The sequence below is a fragment of the Enterococcus sp. C53 genome (assembly GCF_040887425.1).
Lineage (GTDB): Bacteria > Bacillota > Bacilli > Lactobacillales > Enterococcaceae > Enterococcus_B > Enterococcus_B hirae.
Genome location: NZ_JBFOFT010000001.1, coordinates 176,438 through 193,534, shown reverse-complemented (window position 1 = coordinate 193,534; position 17,097 = coordinate 176,438). Strand labels below are relative to the sequence as shown.

At 36.3% G+C, this 17,097-nt stretch carries 14 protein-coding genes and 1 pseudogene; 4 read left to right on the top strand and 11 right to left on the bottom strand.

Annotated features, from left to right (window positions below; genetic code table 11):
• Positions 1-166 precede the first annotated feature (166 nt).
• Together AB3I42_RS00935 and AB3I42_RS00930 are read left to right on the top strand one after the other, a co-directional pair.
• Entirely contained in the window at positions 167-847 is a 681-nt protein-coding gene (locus AB3I42_RS00935) for a helix-turn-helix domain-containing protein (RefSeq protein ID WP_258924862.1), read from the top strand.
• Between the two features lie 8 nt (positions 848-855).
• Positions 856-1,668 carry a hypothetical protein gene (locus AB3I42_RS00930; RefSeq protein ID WP_014834241.1) on the top strand — a complete coding sequence of 271 codons (813 nt, stop codon included), beginning with the start codon at positions 856-858 and terminating at the stop codon, positions 1,666-1,668.
• Positions 1,669-1,864: 196 nt separating this feature from the next.
• Here the strand turns inward: AB3I42_RS00930 and AB3I42_RS00925 are convergent, their stop codons facing one another.
• Entirely contained in the window at positions 1,865-3,166 is a 1,302-nt protein-coding gene (locus AB3I42_RS00925) for an ATP-binding cassette domain-containing protein (protein ID WP_104324958.1), read from the bottom strand.
• An 82-nt stretch (positions 3,167-3,248) separates the two neighbouring features.
• Between AB3I42_RS00925 and AB3I42_RS00920 the strand changes: the two genes are divergently transcribed.
• Entirely contained in the window at positions 3,249-4,079 is an 831-nt protein-coding gene (locus AB3I42_RS00920) for a MerR family transcriptional regulator (protein WP_010719950.1), read from the top strand.
• A gap of 411 nt (positions 4,080-4,490) precedes the next feature.
• Here the strand turns inward: AB3I42_RS00920 and aguA are convergent, their stop codons facing one another.
• The 3 genes and pseudogenes from aguA to ptcA all read right to left on the bottom strand — a co-directional run bounded on the left by aguA (position 4,491) and on the right by ptcA (position 8,215).
• On the bottom strand, positions 4,491-5,588 hold the full coding sequence (gene aguA / locus AB3I42_RS00915; protein ID WP_010738362.1) for an agmatine deiminase: 1,098 nt from the start codon (positions 5,586-5,588) through the stop codon (positions 4,491-4,493).
• A pseudogene (locus tag AB3I42_RS00910) lies at positions 5,542-6,959 on the bottom strand (APC family permease). The gene aguA and the pseudogene AB3I42_RS00910 overlap by 47 nt, the downstream one beginning before the upstream one ends.
• Before the next feature lie 236 nt (positions 6,960-7,195).
• Positions 7,196-8,215, bottom strand: a complete 1,020-nt coding sequence (ptcA, locus tag AB3I42_RS00905; protein ID WP_034866258.1) for a putrescine carbamoyltransferase — start codon at positions 8,213-8,215, stop codon at positions 7,196-7,198.
• A 271-nt stretch (positions 8,216-8,486) separates the two neighbouring features.
• Here ptcA and AB3I42_RS00900 point away from each other — a divergent pair, with 271 nt between their 5' ends.
• Complete coding sequence (locus tag AB3I42_RS00900) at positions 8,487-9,422, top strand: response regulator transcription factor (protein ID WP_368022198.1); 936 nt, start codon at positions 8,487-8,489, stop codon at positions 9,420-9,422.
• Between the two features lie 472 nt (positions 9,423-9,894).
• On the opposite strand, the gene AB3I42_RS00895 is transcribed toward AB3I42_RS00900, so the two are convergent.
• The 7 genes from AB3I42_RS00895 to lacD form a co-directional block, all read right to left on the bottom strand.
• A complete protein-coding gene (locus AB3I42_RS00895; RefSeq protein WP_010719955.1) occupies positions 9,895-10,299 on the bottom strand; it encodes a PTS sugar transporter subunit IIA in 405 nt (134 codons plus the stop codon).
• Between the two features lie 37 nt (positions 10,300-10,336).
• Positions 10,337-11,146, bottom strand: coding sequence for a PTS system mannose/fructose/sorbose family transporter subunit IID (locus AB3I42_RS00890; RefSeq protein ID WP_010719956.1), 810 nt, complete (start codon positions 11,144-11,146; stop codon positions 10,337-10,339).
• Positions 11,133-12,029 carry a PTS sugar transporter subunit IIC gene (locus AB3I42_RS00885; protein ID WP_010719957.1) on the bottom strand — a complete coding sequence of 299 codons (897 nt, stop codon included), beginning with the start codon at positions 12,027-12,029 and terminating at the stop codon, positions 11,133-11,135. Before AB3I42_RS00885 ends, AB3I42_RS00890 begins: the two co-directional genes overlap by 14 nt.
• Positions 12,030-12,041: 12 nt before the next feature.
• Positions 12,042-12,521 carry a PTS system mannose/fructose/N-acetylgalactosamine-transporter subunit IIB gene (locus AB3I42_RS00880; protein ID WP_010719958.1) on the bottom strand — a complete coding sequence of 160 codons (480 nt, stop codon included), beginning with the start codon at positions 12,519-12,521 and terminating at the stop codon, positions 12,042-12,044.
• Positions 12,522-12,524: 3 nt separating this feature from the next.
• The gene (locus AB3I42_RS00875; RefSeq protein WP_010738366.1) at positions 12,525-14,303 is read right to left on the bottom strand and encodes a beta-galactosidase family protein; all 1,779 of its coding nucleotides are present in this window, start codon (positions 14,301-14,303) and stop codon (positions 12,525-12,527) included.
• 834 nt (positions 14,304-15,137) lie between these two features.
• Positions 15,138-16,076, bottom strand: coding sequence for a hexose kinase (locus AB3I42_RS00870; protein ID WP_010738367.1), 939 nt, complete (start codon positions 16,074-16,076; stop codon positions 15,138-15,140).
• An 11-nt stretch (positions 16,077-16,087) separates the two neighbouring features.
• Positions 16,088-17,095 carry a tagatose-bisphosphate aldolase gene (gene lacD / locus AB3I42_RS00865; RefSeq protein WP_010738368.1) on the bottom strand — a complete coding sequence of 336 codons (1,008 nt, stop codon included), beginning with the start codon at positions 17,093-17,095 and terminating at the stop codon, positions 16,088-16,090.
• Positions 17,096-17,097: the final 2 nt, after the last annotated feature.

Genomic DNA, 17,097 nt, shown 5'->3' with positions numbered 1-17,097 from the left:
ATTAAAACCCTAGAATTTTTTCAACAATTGCTAGTATAAATTTTCTGGAATCTTTTCTGAGCTAAAAAAATGTACATTTGGAATACATTAAAATCCTCTTTTTATGATAAGATGGCATCAAGTAACAGCTAAGAATCGAGGGAAATCTTTGGTTAGGAGTTATTTTATGGAAATATTCAATGATTTTTTTGGAAATGATGTCAAAAAAGAAATCGAACTTTTGCATTTTTTATATCATCAAAAGCGCTTTGTAACGATTGAAGAAATGAGCCAAGCCCTCAATATGGATCGGCGTTCGATCTACAAATATTACGATGTTCTAAGCAATCATTCCCTAATGACAGATGAAAGTCGTGAACCAATTTTTCATACAAAACATGGTCTCGGCTATAAATTCACAGGAACCAAAACAGACTATAAAACGTTGATTCGTAAAATATTACAAGAAAATCCTTTTTTCAATTTATTTGAAACTTTATTGTTGGAAAATGAAGTGAATCTAGTCAAATTCGCCTACGAGAATTATTTATCCGAATCTACTGTACGAAAGCGAAGCTATGAACTAGAAACGCTACTACAGCCATTGGGGTTTACCGTAAAAAAAAATAAAGGAACGCTCTATTTAGTCGGCGATGAACCTCGTATTCGCTATTTTATGGTTGCTTTTTTTTGGAAAAATTTTTCTGGTCTTCACTGGCCATTTCCAGGTATTTCTCAACAAAAATGTGAAATGCTCGCCCGACACTTTTATGAAATCAATGAAATTCCTTTCAATGAGATTGAACTAAAAATTACTACTTATGTACTAGCCGTGACGATTATTCGGTTTAGAAAAGGCAAAAAATAACAGCTGAAATGATCACTTTAGCTCCTGATCTACCGCCTAAAGACCAAGAAATCTTCCAACAATTGACGGACCAGCATTCATCACTCTTAAAAAAACTGACAGATGAGTTGAGTGAACACTTCTTACTCGAAACAAAGGAGAGCCACTTTATTTTCTTGTGGCTACGATCAAATCTGGATCTCACTTTTTCTAAAGAGCAGTTAGCTAATTATTTTACCGCTCAAGAAGAAGGCGTACAAAATCGGTCTTACTTGCAAGCAATCATCCATTTGTTACTGAAAGATACAGACTCTCAACAATTGTCTACCAGAAAAAAGAACTTGATTTTGCGAACGATTCTTTCTGGAATTTTGTCCGTCGAACTATTTGGAGAGACGATCCATACCTTGACCGGCTATAATCTACAGCACTATGTCTCGCAGAATTTCCCCAACCTTTTGATGCGTTCTGAACAATTGTTAGATCAAATTGATCTTTACTCATCCTCAGATAGCAAACGAAAAGGACTTGCGTTACATGTAGCGGTTGCTTGGACCTTGGTTTCACCACCATCCACCTTTATGAAAAAAATCAACCTTAAACTCGAAACAGATTTACCTTTGGCACTTTCTTTAACAATCAAAGAACGTATCGAGTCTTCTTTTCAAAGCTACTACCATCTGGATATTCGCAGCCATTTCGAAAACGAAGACTATGATCTCTGCCTTAGTACCGCTCCTTTAACAGAAAGTTTTGAAACCGTCCCCGTTTTACTGATCAATGCCCAAGTCACATTAGCCGATCTGCTGGCAATCAAACAAGTACTTGAAGAGCTGGTGTAGTAAGAGCAGAAGAAATGGAATGTTCATTAATTGATCGGCGAATAACACTTCTTCGTTCGTATTTATACTTTTTAGATTCATAAAAATAGTCTAAGATTAGCGGAAAATAAAAACAAAAACTGGGACATTCTTCAGATTTATTTCTGATGAATGTCCCAGACTCTTAGTCAGTACTATATTTCTAAAGTTAAAGATCTTATTTTTTTAAAGCCAGACTAGGTGATAGGTTGACCAATCGATAATTAACAAAACCAGTTATGCCAAAAACTAATCCAATATTTACTAACAACAAAAGCATCCCTAGTTGGAAATTAAACTCTAGATTATAACCAAAGTTCTGGCTATATACAGTATTAAAAATAAGAAGCCATATACTACTAAATAAGACGGATAGTAGACAAAATAGAACGGTTTCTCTTCTCAATATCTTAGAGATATTTCTGGTACTATATCCTAAGCAACTTAGTATACCAACTTCAGAATATCTAGTGATAGAAATTCGATAGATTATAATAAAACTAACAGAGATAAATAGGAGTAAAAGTAAATTGGATAATATGGTAAACAACTTTATAGTATCAGCAAAACTATTTTTAAAAGCACGAATGTCTTTTTCCTTAGTGTATATATCGTACCCCTTACTTTTCAGCAGGCGATGAATTTTGGGAATGTCCTCAAAATTTTTCACACTAAACGCTATAGCAGAAGCCTCACCTCTAGCTACTTCTTTATAAATTTTCTTTTCCAGCTTCGTACTCATTGTAAAGTTATCAAACGTATCGTTTGAGATACCACTCACTTTCATTTTTATTTTATGTTTTTGTCCCTCCTTATCAAAGTATTCAAAGTCAACGTACTTTCCAACTAATTGATTAATATTCTTACTCAAAGACGAGGCAACACTTAAAGATAGACTGATTTCATTCCTATTATCTTTAGGCATGTCCCCATAAATCATCGAAAGATTGGAAGAAATCAACGTTGGCGATTTAATATCTAAGTGTTTAGTTGGTTCATCTGCTATGATTATTTCTGGATCTTTTACTAATGCTCTAGCTATCGCTACTCGTTGTTTTTGTCCGCCAGATAATTTTGCCACTTTCATTTTAGCTAATCCAGATATTCCTAGTTCCTCTAATACCTTTGCTACTTTCATTTTTCGTTCTGCTTTATTTAAGTTCGATAGGCTTAGAACTAAATCAATGTTACATTCTACACTTAAGTATTCTATCAATTGGTAATCTTGCCAGATAAAACCGATTGAATTGTAATAATAGTCGGATAGTTCTTTTTTCGTAAAACGTTTCATCGACTGATTGTTAAAATAAACATCTCCTTCAAAATTTTGATCCATACCACTAATGATATTTAATAGCGTTGTCTTCCCACTACCCGATGGACCGTAAATAAAATTGAGGCCTTTTTGGAAATCTCCTGATAAATGATTCAATACTATTTCATTTCCAAATACTTTTTTTATTTCGATTAAACTTAACATAAGAATCTCCTTTTATAACGAATTTGGGTTATTGCTCTGCTAGAATAAACTGTAACGTTACGTTATATTCAAGGAGGTAATTATGAATAATTATTTAACAATCAGTGAATTTGCAAAATACGTCAATTTAAGTAGAAGAACCTTAATTTATTATGATCAAATTGATTTATTCAAACCAAAAAAAATATCTACTCATGGTTATAGATATTATACTTGTGACCAATGCTTTGAATTAGACGTTATACTCACCTTGAAATTTCTTGATGTACCTTTAGAACAGATTAAATATTTTCTCGATAATCGAAACATGGATGACACGCTGACAGAATTTAAAAAGCGAAAAGAAATTTTAGATGAAAAAATCAATGACTTAAAACATATGCAGACGTTTTTAGAAAATTATATCGATCGGTATACAACATTGAAAAATATAAATTTTGATATAATTACTCATTCTTATAGAGAAGAAGAATCTTTTATTTGTTCTGATTTAATGCATTCTCATTACTACGACTCCATCGATTCTTTATCTAGTTATAGTGATTTTTATTTATCCTTAGATCAAAAAGATTTATTTAATGGCTATCCTATAAATTTTTTAGTAGAAGATTCTATTTTTTCTGACATTCAAAAAACTCCTTTTAGGTCACTAATTAAAATAAACAAGGAACAAAGTCATCTTTACGACGCAGAGAAAATTATAACCAGATCGAATGGAACATATGTCTCTTTCTTCATAGAAGATTCAAATTATAATAAGCAAGAAATCAATCAGAAACTACTGAACTATTTTCAAAAAAATAAATTTATTCCAGAAAGATTTTTTTGGAAAATATTATGGCAAGATGAAATTACTACCACGATTCCTGAAAAACGTGTATTTGAAATCTTGATACCTGTAAAAAAGAATTAATTGTTTACTGAAACTAAGAAAGTTCCTTATTTCCCCTTCTTAAAACAACCTCTTAAAAATGATTAAATTTGTATATATATGCATTATTGTTTTAAAATATACTTAAAAGGTACCTAGGAGAGATTTTTATGGGTTTGGGAAAACTATGAAAAGATCTCACCCACATCTGGCTTCCTCTAATGGTTGAATCACCAAGCTGATCGTCAGCTAATGATAGACAATGAAACAAAAAAAAGAGATTGGGACAAAAGTTGTCTCAGTCTCTTCTAGTATCTCTAAAAACGAATAAACGGCCGTCATTGATCAGGTCAGTAATCGAATTTGCTGCTTTGGGCTTTGGTCAATTGTTCATGAGCAGCGTCGTCTAAAATTCCACCCAATGCGATGACAATTTTTAAGATAAGCCTCTACCTATCTTTGCGGTTGTTGTTGTGTGATACAGTGAATATTTCCACCACCGTAAACGATCTCAACTGTATTTACGCCTACGACTTCTTTATCTGGAAAGAATTCTGCTATTTCCTCAAGTGCCAGCTCATCATTTTTATCTCCATACTGAGGAACGATCACACCGTTGTTCGTGATCAGAAAATTCATATAAGAAGCAATACAAATGTCGCCATCTTCACGTGGCATCGTTCCTTCTACGTAATCGATCTTGAAATCCCCATTGATCGTGACATTCTCTACTGGGCAACAAAGCTTATGAACTTTTAATTTGCGACCTTTGGCATCGGTCATTTCATTCAAACGCTTGTAAGCAGCTTGAGCCGCTTCATAAAATGGGCTGTTTTGATCTTCAGTATAGATACAAGCCACTTCTCCGGGACGAACAAAACATGCCACGTCATCCACATGCCCATTGGTTTCTTCCGGATCGATCCCGTCACCTAACCAAAGTACTTTCTCACAGTTTAAGTAGTCGCATAATTTTTGTTCGATCTCTTCTTTTGTCATATGAGGATTCCGACCTTCACTCAATAAACACATCTCAGTCGTTAGAACAGTGCCTTCTCCATCAACATGAAAGGAGCCCCCTTCTAAAATAAAATCCTCCGTTCGATACGAATCCACGTGCTCGATTTCACAGATCTTTTGTGCAATCAAATCGTCTTGATCCCAAGGGAAATACAAGCCATCGACTAATCCGCCCCAAGCATTGAATCCCCAGTCATTGCCTCGTAATTCACCATTGTCGTTGATGACAAAGCTAGGACCACAGTCACGAATCCAAGCATCGTTGTTCGACATTTCATAGACAGTGATGTCGGCAGGCAATTGACGACGGCAGTTTTGATATTGCTGTTGCGACACGACCACATTCATTGGCGTGAATTTGCTGATCGCTTTTGCGACTTCGGCAAATGCTTCTTGAGCTGGTTTGCCTCCATCACGCCAGTTATCTGGACGCTCTGGCCAAATCATCCATACTTTCTCTTGTGGTTCAAACTCTCCAGGCATTCTAAACCCGTCTTGTTTCGGTGTGGTCTTTTCGATTCGCTTTGCCATGATACAGTACTCCTTCTTTTTTGATTTTTTTGATCCAGATAATGATTTCACCAACGAGGGCAAATATAATTGCTCCAATCGTGATTGGTAATTGCTGACTCAGCGATTCAGCATCAAACTGCAAAGGAATCGCTGTGAAAATCAATGAGATCACGATCATGATCATCGGTAGTGCGACTAATACCTTCAAGAACAAGTCGCTGCCGCTCACCTTGAAAGGTCGAGGTGTTTCTGGATCGATTTTGCGCAATTTATAAAACGCAGGAAAAACAGGTACATATGATAGTAGGAACATTACTAGATTCAACGAGAAAAATGCCCAAAATAAATCTTGATTTGGTAAAATTGGTGCGATGATGACAACGATAGAAGCAACAATACCATTCATAATCGCCGCACCAGTAGGCATGCCGTTTTTTTGCTGCGTTTGGCAAATACTTTCGGCATATCGTCATTTTCGGCTGCATAACAAGCAGTATTGTTAACCCCTAACGACCAAGAAATCATATTGCCAAACAATGTCAGTAAGAATAAAAAGGCCATCGAAATAATGAACCAGCCGCCTGTTGATCCTGTCAATAACTTAAAACTATCCATCAATCCGCTGCCTGTACTAATCTGATCCGTAGGAATTGCTACACCGATCCCGAATGCAGAAAAAATGTAAATGGCTGCAATCACCAGTCCACCGGCAATGATCGATTGAGGGATTTGCTTTTTAGGATTTTCCATATCATTCGCGAATGTACAAATCACTTCGAATCCTAATAAGTTAAAAATGATTACTGAAATAAAGGACAAACTATTTAAATTGAAACTTGGCAGCATGGAAGAAAGAGTAAACTCATTCGCCACACCTTTAGTAAGCGCAGTATAGAGACCTAAGCCACCGATCAAGATTGCCAGCAGCATTTTGATGACAGCTGCTCCATTCAAAATCCACACGCTGTCACTGACCGGATAAAAACTAATCCAAACGATGATCCATATAAAGATCAGTTCGATCACGATAGCAGCCGCTGTTGAAAATTCGCTGCCTGTGATCGTCATCAATAAATCAGGGCAGACTACTGCTAGAGAAGCTAACCACAGTGGATAATTGATCCAGTAATACCAAGAAACGCGAGATCCCCAGCGATGTCCGAAGGCTTGTGTCACCCAATCATAGATACCGCCATCACCGATATAAGTTGTTCCTAACTCTGACGAGATCAATCCATAGGGCAAAAGGAATGCAATCAATAAAAAGATCCACCAAAAAAATTGTGAATTTCCGATTGCTGCTACCGGTGCAGCCGCTTCTGCCACAAATACAACACAAATAACAGATAATATAGCACTCATCAAACTAAATTTTTTCTTTTCTCCCATTGTTTTCTTCCTTTCCGGTACAAGGGAATAAGGTTGGACCAACGATTGAACGATTCTTGTAACCTGCGGACTCACCTCGTATGATTCCTAGTGCGGCATAAAAGCTGCATTAGTGTGAGATCAAGATTCTGCTAGAAAGAATCGATTTTCAGATCGTTAGCCCCTCCTCTAGAACAGAGACAATCCTCACGCATCGTCATGATACGCAGATTATTTCCTTTCCTCATCTCTTGCGTCTAAAATGTTTCACCTAGCAAAGCTTCCAAGTCTTTTTTAGCCGCTGCTTTTTTGGTCTCATCGATTGGATTTTTTTCCGCATAATCCCGCATCAAGTACACTAAGAGACCGCGAATCGAAGTCAACCGATTTTCTGCTTCATCAAAACAGATCGAGTTCGGTCCATCCATGACTTCATCTGTGACTTCTTCCCCACGAGTGGCAGGCAAGCAGTGCATAAATTTCGCTTGTTCCCCAGCACGTTTCATCAAGTCCGTATTCACTTGGTATTTAGGATAAAAAATACGCATGCGTTCCTCTTCTGATAATTCAGCTTCATACAGTCCATACCAAACATCTGTATAAACAAAATCCGAACCTTCGATAACATCGATTTGATCGGATATCGTATAGGAGCCGCCAGAATCTTTGCAAATTGCGTCTAGTCGTGCGCGATGGTCTTCGTTTAACTGGAACCCTTCTGGTCCAAATTGAACGAATTCCATTCCCATTTTTGTTGCAATCAATCCTAAAGAGAAACAGACTTGTGTGGCATCTCCAATAAAGGAAACCTTGCAGTCTTCAATTTTTTTGCCTGCTGGAAGATGTTCGATCATGGTGCAAAGATCGCCAATTTCTTGCGTTGGGTGGTTGAAGTCAGACATCCCGTTAATAACTGGGATCGTGGCATTCGTTGCTAAGTCATACACACTATGATGACGTTCCACACGAGCCATCAAAATATCAACTAAACGAGAAAGAACTCGGCTCGTGTCTTCTATCGTTTCATGACCACCCAATTGAATTTGCCCTGGTGCTAGATATTCTGCGTGCCCCCCTAATTGTGTCATTGCTGTTTCAAACGAAACCCGCGTTCTGGTAGAAGACTGTTGGAAGATCATCCCTAACACTTTGTTCTTTAGCAAAGGAGGATAAAAACCATTCTTGATGGCCGCTTTGATTTTCAATGACAGGTCAACAATTTGTTGGATCTCTTCCTTCGTGTAATTTTCAGTTGTAATAAAATCTTTTTTTCCCATAATGAAACCTCCTAAGTAATTTGTTTGCTTTGCATCTTCACTTTAGGAAAAAAAGTGAGAGTTTACGATAAGCTATAAGTTGTAAACGTTATCATTATCATTTTATATGTGATACAGGCTGGTTTATTTTTGGATATAAACCATTTATTTTCCAAGGGTTTACAAAAGTTTAGAAGGAAGTTTATAGGAATTAAAAGTAAAGATAAAAAAAACGGTGTCATAATTAAGATAAGAAATTTAAGGTAAGGAAAAAAATGAAAAGGGATTCAATATGATAGCTATTTTTGTTTACAACATTCTATTGATCATTTTATATTCAATCACGATGACTTTTGCTATTTATGCTTATTTAAAAGAAAAAAACAACTTATTTCTCTGGATCAGTTTGTATTTGGCATTCTTCATTTTTGATAACACGATTATTTATATGACGGAGTTCCTCAATTCCTTTGCACAAAGTTATGATCAAGCATTTATGAGTGCGCCAGCAGTTAAAACGATTATTTTTATGGGAAACGCCTTTTTTTCCATTTCTATTCTTGCCGAACTACAAAAAGAAAAACTTTCCCCTCTCCATTATGCTTTACTGCTTGCTTTGGCTGCATGGATGATTACCATCCCATTGATGGATAATTCAGCCTTTAAAGTCTGGCTCTATTATCTGGGCAATCAACTCTTCCTGTTTTACCTAGGAATTTATTGTTGGCGAGGAACAAAAAAGGATGTATCTTTGCTGAACAAACACTATTTAAAGCAATTGATGTTCATCAATCTCTTCTTTAGTATTTTGATCATTATTGAAGATAGTTTCGTGATTTTCAATGTCGATCAATATAGCTCCTTAGTAACAAAAATTTATAATCGTAGTGTCTCAGAGGATATTTTTTCGATTGTTATATGTATTTTATTACTGCACTTCTTTATCAAAAAATATCAACCTCAGAAAGAAAAAACACAAAATCAAGACACCTCTCTCTTGATTCAAGACTTTTGTCAGGATCACCAGTTTACTCAACGAGAAACGGAAATTTTTATATTGCTACTGTCACATCGAACCAATCAGGAAATTGCTGACCAGCTCTTTCTCTCATTAGGAACGGTTAAAACTCATGTCCACAATATTTTTATTAAACTTGACATTAAAAAGCGCACGCAAATTATCCCCCTTTTTGAGAAGTATAAAGAAGCCATTGAGTCAACCGTTTAAAAAAGTCCTGGAAGTATCCCTTCCAAGTTCTCAGTCTGTAGACGAGTCTGGGACATTAATCAGAAAAAATCTAATGAATGTCCCACTTTTTTATGAGGTTAATCATAAAATAAAAAAATGGAGAATGAGACAAAAGCGGCATCCTCAAAAATTCGCTGAAATTTATAAAAAATTTGAGACACACCAAGTAGATAATAATCAACACCAAAAACAAGTATTTATGTTTCTTGTCAAATTTCGAAAATTCTTTCTTATTCCTTGATGCTGAACACTTTTTTCTCAATCTTTCACCAATCATTCTAGAATTTCTCTTTACCAACATCATTTGACAAAGGGTCTCTTTTTTGTCCAAAATTTTGAACAAAACTAGATAAAAAGACATTCCAAACTCAAATTACAAGTTTGAAATGTCTTTTATCTATAGTCTGATCAGAGAAATATTTCTTTGGCTTCATCACTCATATATTTTATCTTACTCATCTTCATCATCGTCATCACTGAAAATCCGTCCATTCACATAACAAATGTTACTTGTAGCAGATTCGATTAATGAAAGTTCTGTTCCAATTAATTGACTGTTAATGAAGTCAATCACCATTGGCATGTTCATGCCTGCGTATAAGTCAATTACTTGACCCTCGAGAATTATTTTTGAAACTACATTACACGGAGTGCCACCCATTAAATCTGCTAATACTACGAAATCATCTAAATTGGCAATTACTGTTTCAAACTTTTCACGAAAATCTTCCGCTGATTCAGAAGGAAGAAGGCTTACTGTGTGAATACTTTCCTGAGGCCCCATTATCATTTCTGTACTTTTTTTCAATTCTTCACAGAAAAGTCCATGACTAATTAAAACTAATTGTTTTCCCATTGAACCACTCCTCATCACTAATTGGAATCAGCCTGACTTATTTTGAAATCACGCCTAAAGCTGATAATGCTACACAAACCACTAATACTATGAAAATTGCCTTAGTAGAAGTCATATTCTTTTTGCCAAGCATCCAATAAATTGCTGCAACGATACCGGCTGGTAATAATCGTGGTAAAATCATATCCAGGTTGTTTTGCATGTTTAACGTCACATCACCAATACTTGGTGCCCAAGACAATTTTACATTAATCATGGTAGCGACCAACGCTCCAACCATGAAGACCCCTAACAAAGTTGCAGCATCTGTCAAGGCAGTTAAGCGATGTTGCATCGTGGTAACTAAAGAGATTCCTTCACGATAAGCAAATTCTAATTGTTTCCAACGGAAAATCATAACAGCGATTTGTGCGATAATCCAAATAAAAATTCCAGTTGGGTTGCCATTAATTGCCATATTGGCTGCTAAGGCTCCAAAAATTGTTGGAATTAACGCTGCGAAAATCGAATCCCCAATTGCTGCAAAAGGCCCCATCAACCCAGCTTTTAAACCTGAGACAGTGTCTTTACCATCAATACCTTCCTTTTCCTCAATAGCCAAGTCAATCCCGGTAACGATAGTATTGAAGAAGTTTGATGTATTAAAGAATTGTGTATGAGTTTTCATCATTTCTTTTAATTCAGGAGAATTATCACCATAAAGCTTGCGTAATTGCGGCAGAATTGTATAAAGATAGCCTGATCCTTGCATCCGTTCATAGTTCCAGCCTAATTGGAAAGTAAACAAGCTTCTGCGATTGATCTGCTTAAAGTCTTCCTTCGTTAACTTATAATTAGATTTCGTCATCTTCAATCTCTCCTTCATCTGAATCATTCGATGTAACATCTTTAGGGGCTGGCGAATGTGGTATCAACTGTCCATTTTTGTAACTGATGGCTGCTAAAGAAAATCCAACTAGGGCAATTGCTAACATTGGAAGTGAATTAAATATTCCTTCGAAATTCTTCACAACTCCTGCAACACCCGTTCCTAAAACCTGCATGTTAGTAAAGACGGTTCCTAGTAATGCCGTTAATGTAAATCCTAAAATTAGGTAAGGGAAATGCTTTTTAACTGGCAAGTAACGTAGTAGAATAGCAAAACCGACAGCTGGTAAAACTGCTCCAGCTACTGATAATCCATCGCCTAACCACTTCAAATCACCATTTAGCACGGCTACCACTTGTTCTACTAGTCCTCCTCCAAATGCTAATGCTAGAAAAACGGGAATCATACGAGAAAGTGACCAAGAGAGGGCTCCCATTAAGAAATTACGTTCGATCCCTTTATAGTTCATATCTTCAACTAATTTATCAATGCGATGCGCAAAATACGTATTCGCAAAACGGGCTAATATATCTAATTGAATCATCAAGCTAGCTACTGGTACCGCAATTACGGCAATTGCTTGCTCTGGGTTCATTCCTAGCGCTACTGAGAAAGCTGTCGCTAAAATCGTTCCAGAGTTGGCATCAATTTTTGATGCCCCCCCAAAGGTACCAACACCAAGTACAGTCAATTGCATACTACCACCAATAATAAGTCCTGCTTTTAGATCTCCCATCACTAGACCAGCAAATAATCCGGCAAAAACGGGTGCACTCAACGATGAATAAATTTGTAACTCATCTAAAATTTGATACCCTGCGTATAATGTTAATAATAAGATCTGCCACCATAAGATATCCATTTATTTATCCTCCTATTTCGCTAATAAAGCCATAAAATTTTCTGCTTTATCACTTGGAACCATCTGCGCTACTAAGCGAACACCTTTAGCCTGTAATTTGTTAAATACTTCTACATCTTGATCAACCACATTGATTGATTTAGTAATGGACCGTGTTTCATTTGTCTGTGACATATTCCCAACATTAATTTCTTCAATTGGGACTCCTAATTCTACCAACTTCAATAAACGATCCGGCTCCCGAGCAATAATCAATAATCGTTGAGAATCATATTTTCCTGCTAAAATATTATTAGCAGCTTTTTCAATCGGCAATACACTTAATTTAACTCCTGGTGGAGTTGCCAGCTTTAATCCACTTTTTTCAATATCATTTTTTGCAACTTCATCATCTACAACCATAATCCGTGTGATGTTCAACTTGGTTGTCCATAAGTTGGCTACTTGTCCATGAATTAAACGTCCATCAATTCTTACTCCGATAATACTCATTGTTTATCCTTCTTTCATTTCTTTATATAGTGGTGCTTTTACTAATTGGATCTCTGGTTGGAAAGTTCCTTCTGTTTCAAAAATCACTATTTCATTGTTTCCTTTTTTAAATAAGCTTTTCGGAATATATAGCGAAAGTGTTGGCCCAACTTCCCAAAAACGTCCAATATTGGTCTGATTAACAAATACGACACCTTTCCCAAATTTTGATAGATCAATGAAGCTATCCTCCACTTCATCAAGTGTTACTTCATAGCGATAAAAACTTGGCTGGTTAGGATGCCATTCCTTTGAAAAATCAACTTTCTCACATGACTCTAGTGGTAAACAATACTGATTCCAATCAGTGATAAAATGTAGATCAGCCATGACCCCTGTACGAATTCCCTTTTTTTGTGTATCGGCTAATAATTTATGACCATAATTAACACGCCCCATATTTTCAATTAGAATATCTAATTGATTGTCTTCCTGAGGCATTGGAACAATGATATCTTCACCAATTTCTGTCTGATATTGTGTAGCTTGCAGTTTTTGATTTAAAAATAGTTGGCTACGGTCTCTTCCATCGATTACTCTCAGTCTTTCATGTTCTGCATCTTTTTTTATTGAGGTGCGATACAGAATATAACCTGTATTTTGTCCTAACATTTCCATCGTTTCTGGATATTTCATTTTTACTGATTGACTAATTGTATCTAATGTTGAAAATAAACTGACTTTATCAATTAATGGAATATCTTTCATTTCCATTGTGTCTTTTGTCAAAGGTTCCATTTGTTGGATATCAGGGAACGTTTCATGAATCATTGTCTGGATTGCATAATATTTTTCGGTTGGATTTCCTTGCTCGTCTAAGGGTGCTCCGTAATCATAAGAAGTAATCTGTGGCAAATCAATCACTCCTCTAGCTGAGCAACCATTCATAAATCCAAAATTTGTTCCTCCATGGAACATATACAGGTTAATACTTCCTCTCAGCACGACCTCTTTGATTGCCTCAGCTAATTCTTTTGCATCACGTTGTACAATCGGTTCCTTCCAACGATTAAACCAACCATCCCAAAATTCCATACACATTAAAGGCCATTTTTTCCCATGCTCATTGAAGAAAGCTTCCATTGAAGAAAAATTTTCTTCAGCCTTTGAACCAAAATTTCCAGTAACTAAAATATCTTCATCAATCATGCTGCCTGCTCTGAGTGTCGCACGCCATGGTCCATCCGAAGTGAAAAATGGCACTGTTATTCCTCTGTCCAACATTAAATCACGTATCGAACGTAAATAGTCTTTTTCTTCTCCATAAGAACCGTATTCATTCTCAATTTGAATCATTAAAATATTTCCACCATTTGTCAGCTGATGCGGCACGATTTTTTTTATTAAAACATCATAATAATCTGCCACATGGTTCAAATAAACGGTTTCATTTGTTCGGATCCGAGTTCCCTCATTAAGTAACCAAGCAGGAAAACCACCAAACTCCCATTCTGCACAAATATATGGAGATGGTCTAACAATCGCGTATAGTCCTAATTCCTCAGCAATGGACAAAAAATGTTCTAAGTCCAAAATTCCCTCAAAATGGAAATCTCCTTTTTTAGGTTCATGTAGATTCCATGGTACATAAGTTTCAACAGTATTAAATCCCAATGCTTTCAGATTATATAACGAGTGATACCAATCGGCTGAATCCACTCTAAAATAGTGGATAGCTCCTGAGAGTATCTTAAAGGGCTTACCGTTTAGAAGAAAATCTTCTTTAATCTCAAATGTGTTCAAAAGCTCCCTCCTTTAATAAAAGCGTTTTCAATATATTGATATATCAAATAATTTGAAATAGAAAGTCAACCCTATCCAACATAACAGAACGTGTTAAAATCAAATTATACATACAAAACCAAAGACTCTAACGAAAAGTTTAATTCTTTGATGTTGTTTGAAGGGTTAATTTAGACATCCCAAAATAGCAATAAACTTTATACAGAAGCAGAATTAATATAAATTTTTAACGTAAGCTCTATTACAGTCATTCGCTCCCTGAATGAATAAAGGATGGATTCATAATTCGTCATCAAGGTCGTGACTCATTTGTTTCACGTAAAGAAAAACTGGTCTGGTTTTCTGACATTGAATTATTCACTATCAGTAATGATCAAGTCCAAGTTTTATCAATCGCTCGAGGGAATGATCCACACTATTTAAACAAGCTTAAACTGCCAGCCTTAGCATTTTATGATTACATCAGACATTTACGAAAAACTAAAAAACTGCATATATCTATCAGCAAACTTATTTGCCCGAACAATATGTGGATCCTAATTCTCAAGAATTGTGTTATTACAATTCCAGCTGTCAGCGCTTTAAACAAGACTACAATATCCACATGAATGAGGAATATTTTACGGAAACAAATAAAATTATATTTCCAACTCCTTTAAATGTTGCGAAATTATTAAAGATTCTTACCGATGAAACGACCGTTCTGCAAGTCCGAGTGACGAAACGTAGAGGTTCACAACAACTACTGGAGTACGTTGAATCCTACAAAAAATGGAACTTCTACCAAATTGAGTTGGTCTCAAAAAATCATTGATTTTATCTAGATCGATTTTTTCACTCAATCTTTTTTACAGTTATTTTTTCAATATGCGATTGAATATTCACCGGTGAAACATGACCTGTTTGTCCTTCTTGTGCATTAGCCATACCAGTAGCCATACAAAACTTCAAAAGTTCTATTTCATCCATTTCTTGTGATAGGCCGTAGGCAAATCCAGCGACTGTAGCATCTCCTGAACCAACTGGGTTGACTGCTTTTATCGTAGGGAGCGTAACTCGATAAAAACAATCTTTATGTTTTGCGAGAGCTCCAGCTTTTCCTAGAGAAACAATGATCCATTCAATACCTGCGAAGATAGGTTGAATCAATTCTTCCTGGACTTCTTCTAATCGATCAATCGAAAATGAATGTCTCAGTAGTGTCGATAATTCCTCAAGATTTGGTTTGATTAAAAATGGCTTCTGTTTGCCAGCTAAAACCTGATGCAATCTTTCCCCAGAGGTATCGACAAGAACCTTTGCGGACTGCTCTTCTGTCAATTGGACCAACGTTTGGTAAAAATTTGATGGCAATCCTTTTGCAAGACTACCTGAGATTGTGACAATCTTTGCTTTTTTTATTAGCTCCTTGAAGTTTTCTAGGAAATTCTGCTGTTCTTCATAGGAAACTGTTGGTCCCGCTTCCAAAATCTCAGTTTGATTTCCTTCATGCAAAATAGCGATTGAATCCCGGCTTTCTTCTTTGATCTCTGTAAATTTCTGCTTAATACCGGCATGCTTTAATTCATCTGCAATAAACGCCCCATGATACCCACCGAGAACTCCTGTAGCGAGTACATTCCCCTTTAGATCATGGATTACTCGGGTTACATTAAGTCCTTTTCCACCTGCTGTTTTACTAACTTGATCTGTTCGATTGACAGTATCCACATTCAAGGAAGCAAGCGGATAGGAAATATCAATTGACGGGTTCATCGTTACAGTTACTATCACGAGCTCTCCTCCTAGTTCACAGCTACTTCTTTTTCAACTTGGACTTTGTCATACCAAGAACTGGCTGTTTGTGCCAAAACGTTGTTCAAGCTTTCGATATTTTCACGACCTTCACTTTTCAGCCAGGCACGAGCAGATTCCTCACCTGATTTGATAAACGGCTTCACACCATTTTTCCAAGTAGCCCTGCCACAAAGCACACCATTAAAGGTCGAACCTGAATCTTTAGCAAAAAACAATGTTTGTTGGAATAGCTTCGTAGAAACACCGGCACTCAAGAAAATAAAAGGCAAATCTGTCGCTTGACTTTGTTCCAAGAAGTACTTTGCCGCCTCCTCTTTGGTATACGCTACTTCATCTGTACTGAAACCCTCTACAAAATTCATATTGACAGGAACTTCTACCTTTAAAACATCTACTTTGTACTGTGGTTTCGAAAATTCCTTCATCATGCTATTGACTTTATGCGGTTTTACTTTGGCATATTCAAGTGAATGAACATCTGAAATTTGGGTATCATATGATAGCAATTCTAAATAGAATGGCAAATCTTCTTCGGCACACTCGCTACCTAAACGTTCTACGAAGACATGCTTCTGATGATTGATTTCCGGATCTTCATCTACGTCATAATAAAGTAGAAACTTAATCGAATCGGCTCCTTGCTCTTTTAATCGTAAAACTGACCAATCTGCTAATAAATCAGGCAAGCGTCCTGGTGTTGTTACATCATAGCCGGTTTTTTCATAGGCCAACAACAAACCAGCATCTTCATGTCGTGCACTTGCAGCAGGAAGACCATATTCTGGGTCCAATAAAATAGAAGATGCATAAGGGGTTAATTCACTAGAAACTAACTCCTTGAAACGCTCAATCTGTTCATCATTTAATTCTACATTTAAGGCTTTGATCATTTTTTTTAATGCTCCGCGTTGATCAATCGCTAAGGCACTGATAATACCATCTTTTGTCGATAAACGATCCATTGCTGCTTTTTTTCCTCTGGTTAATGTAATCATGG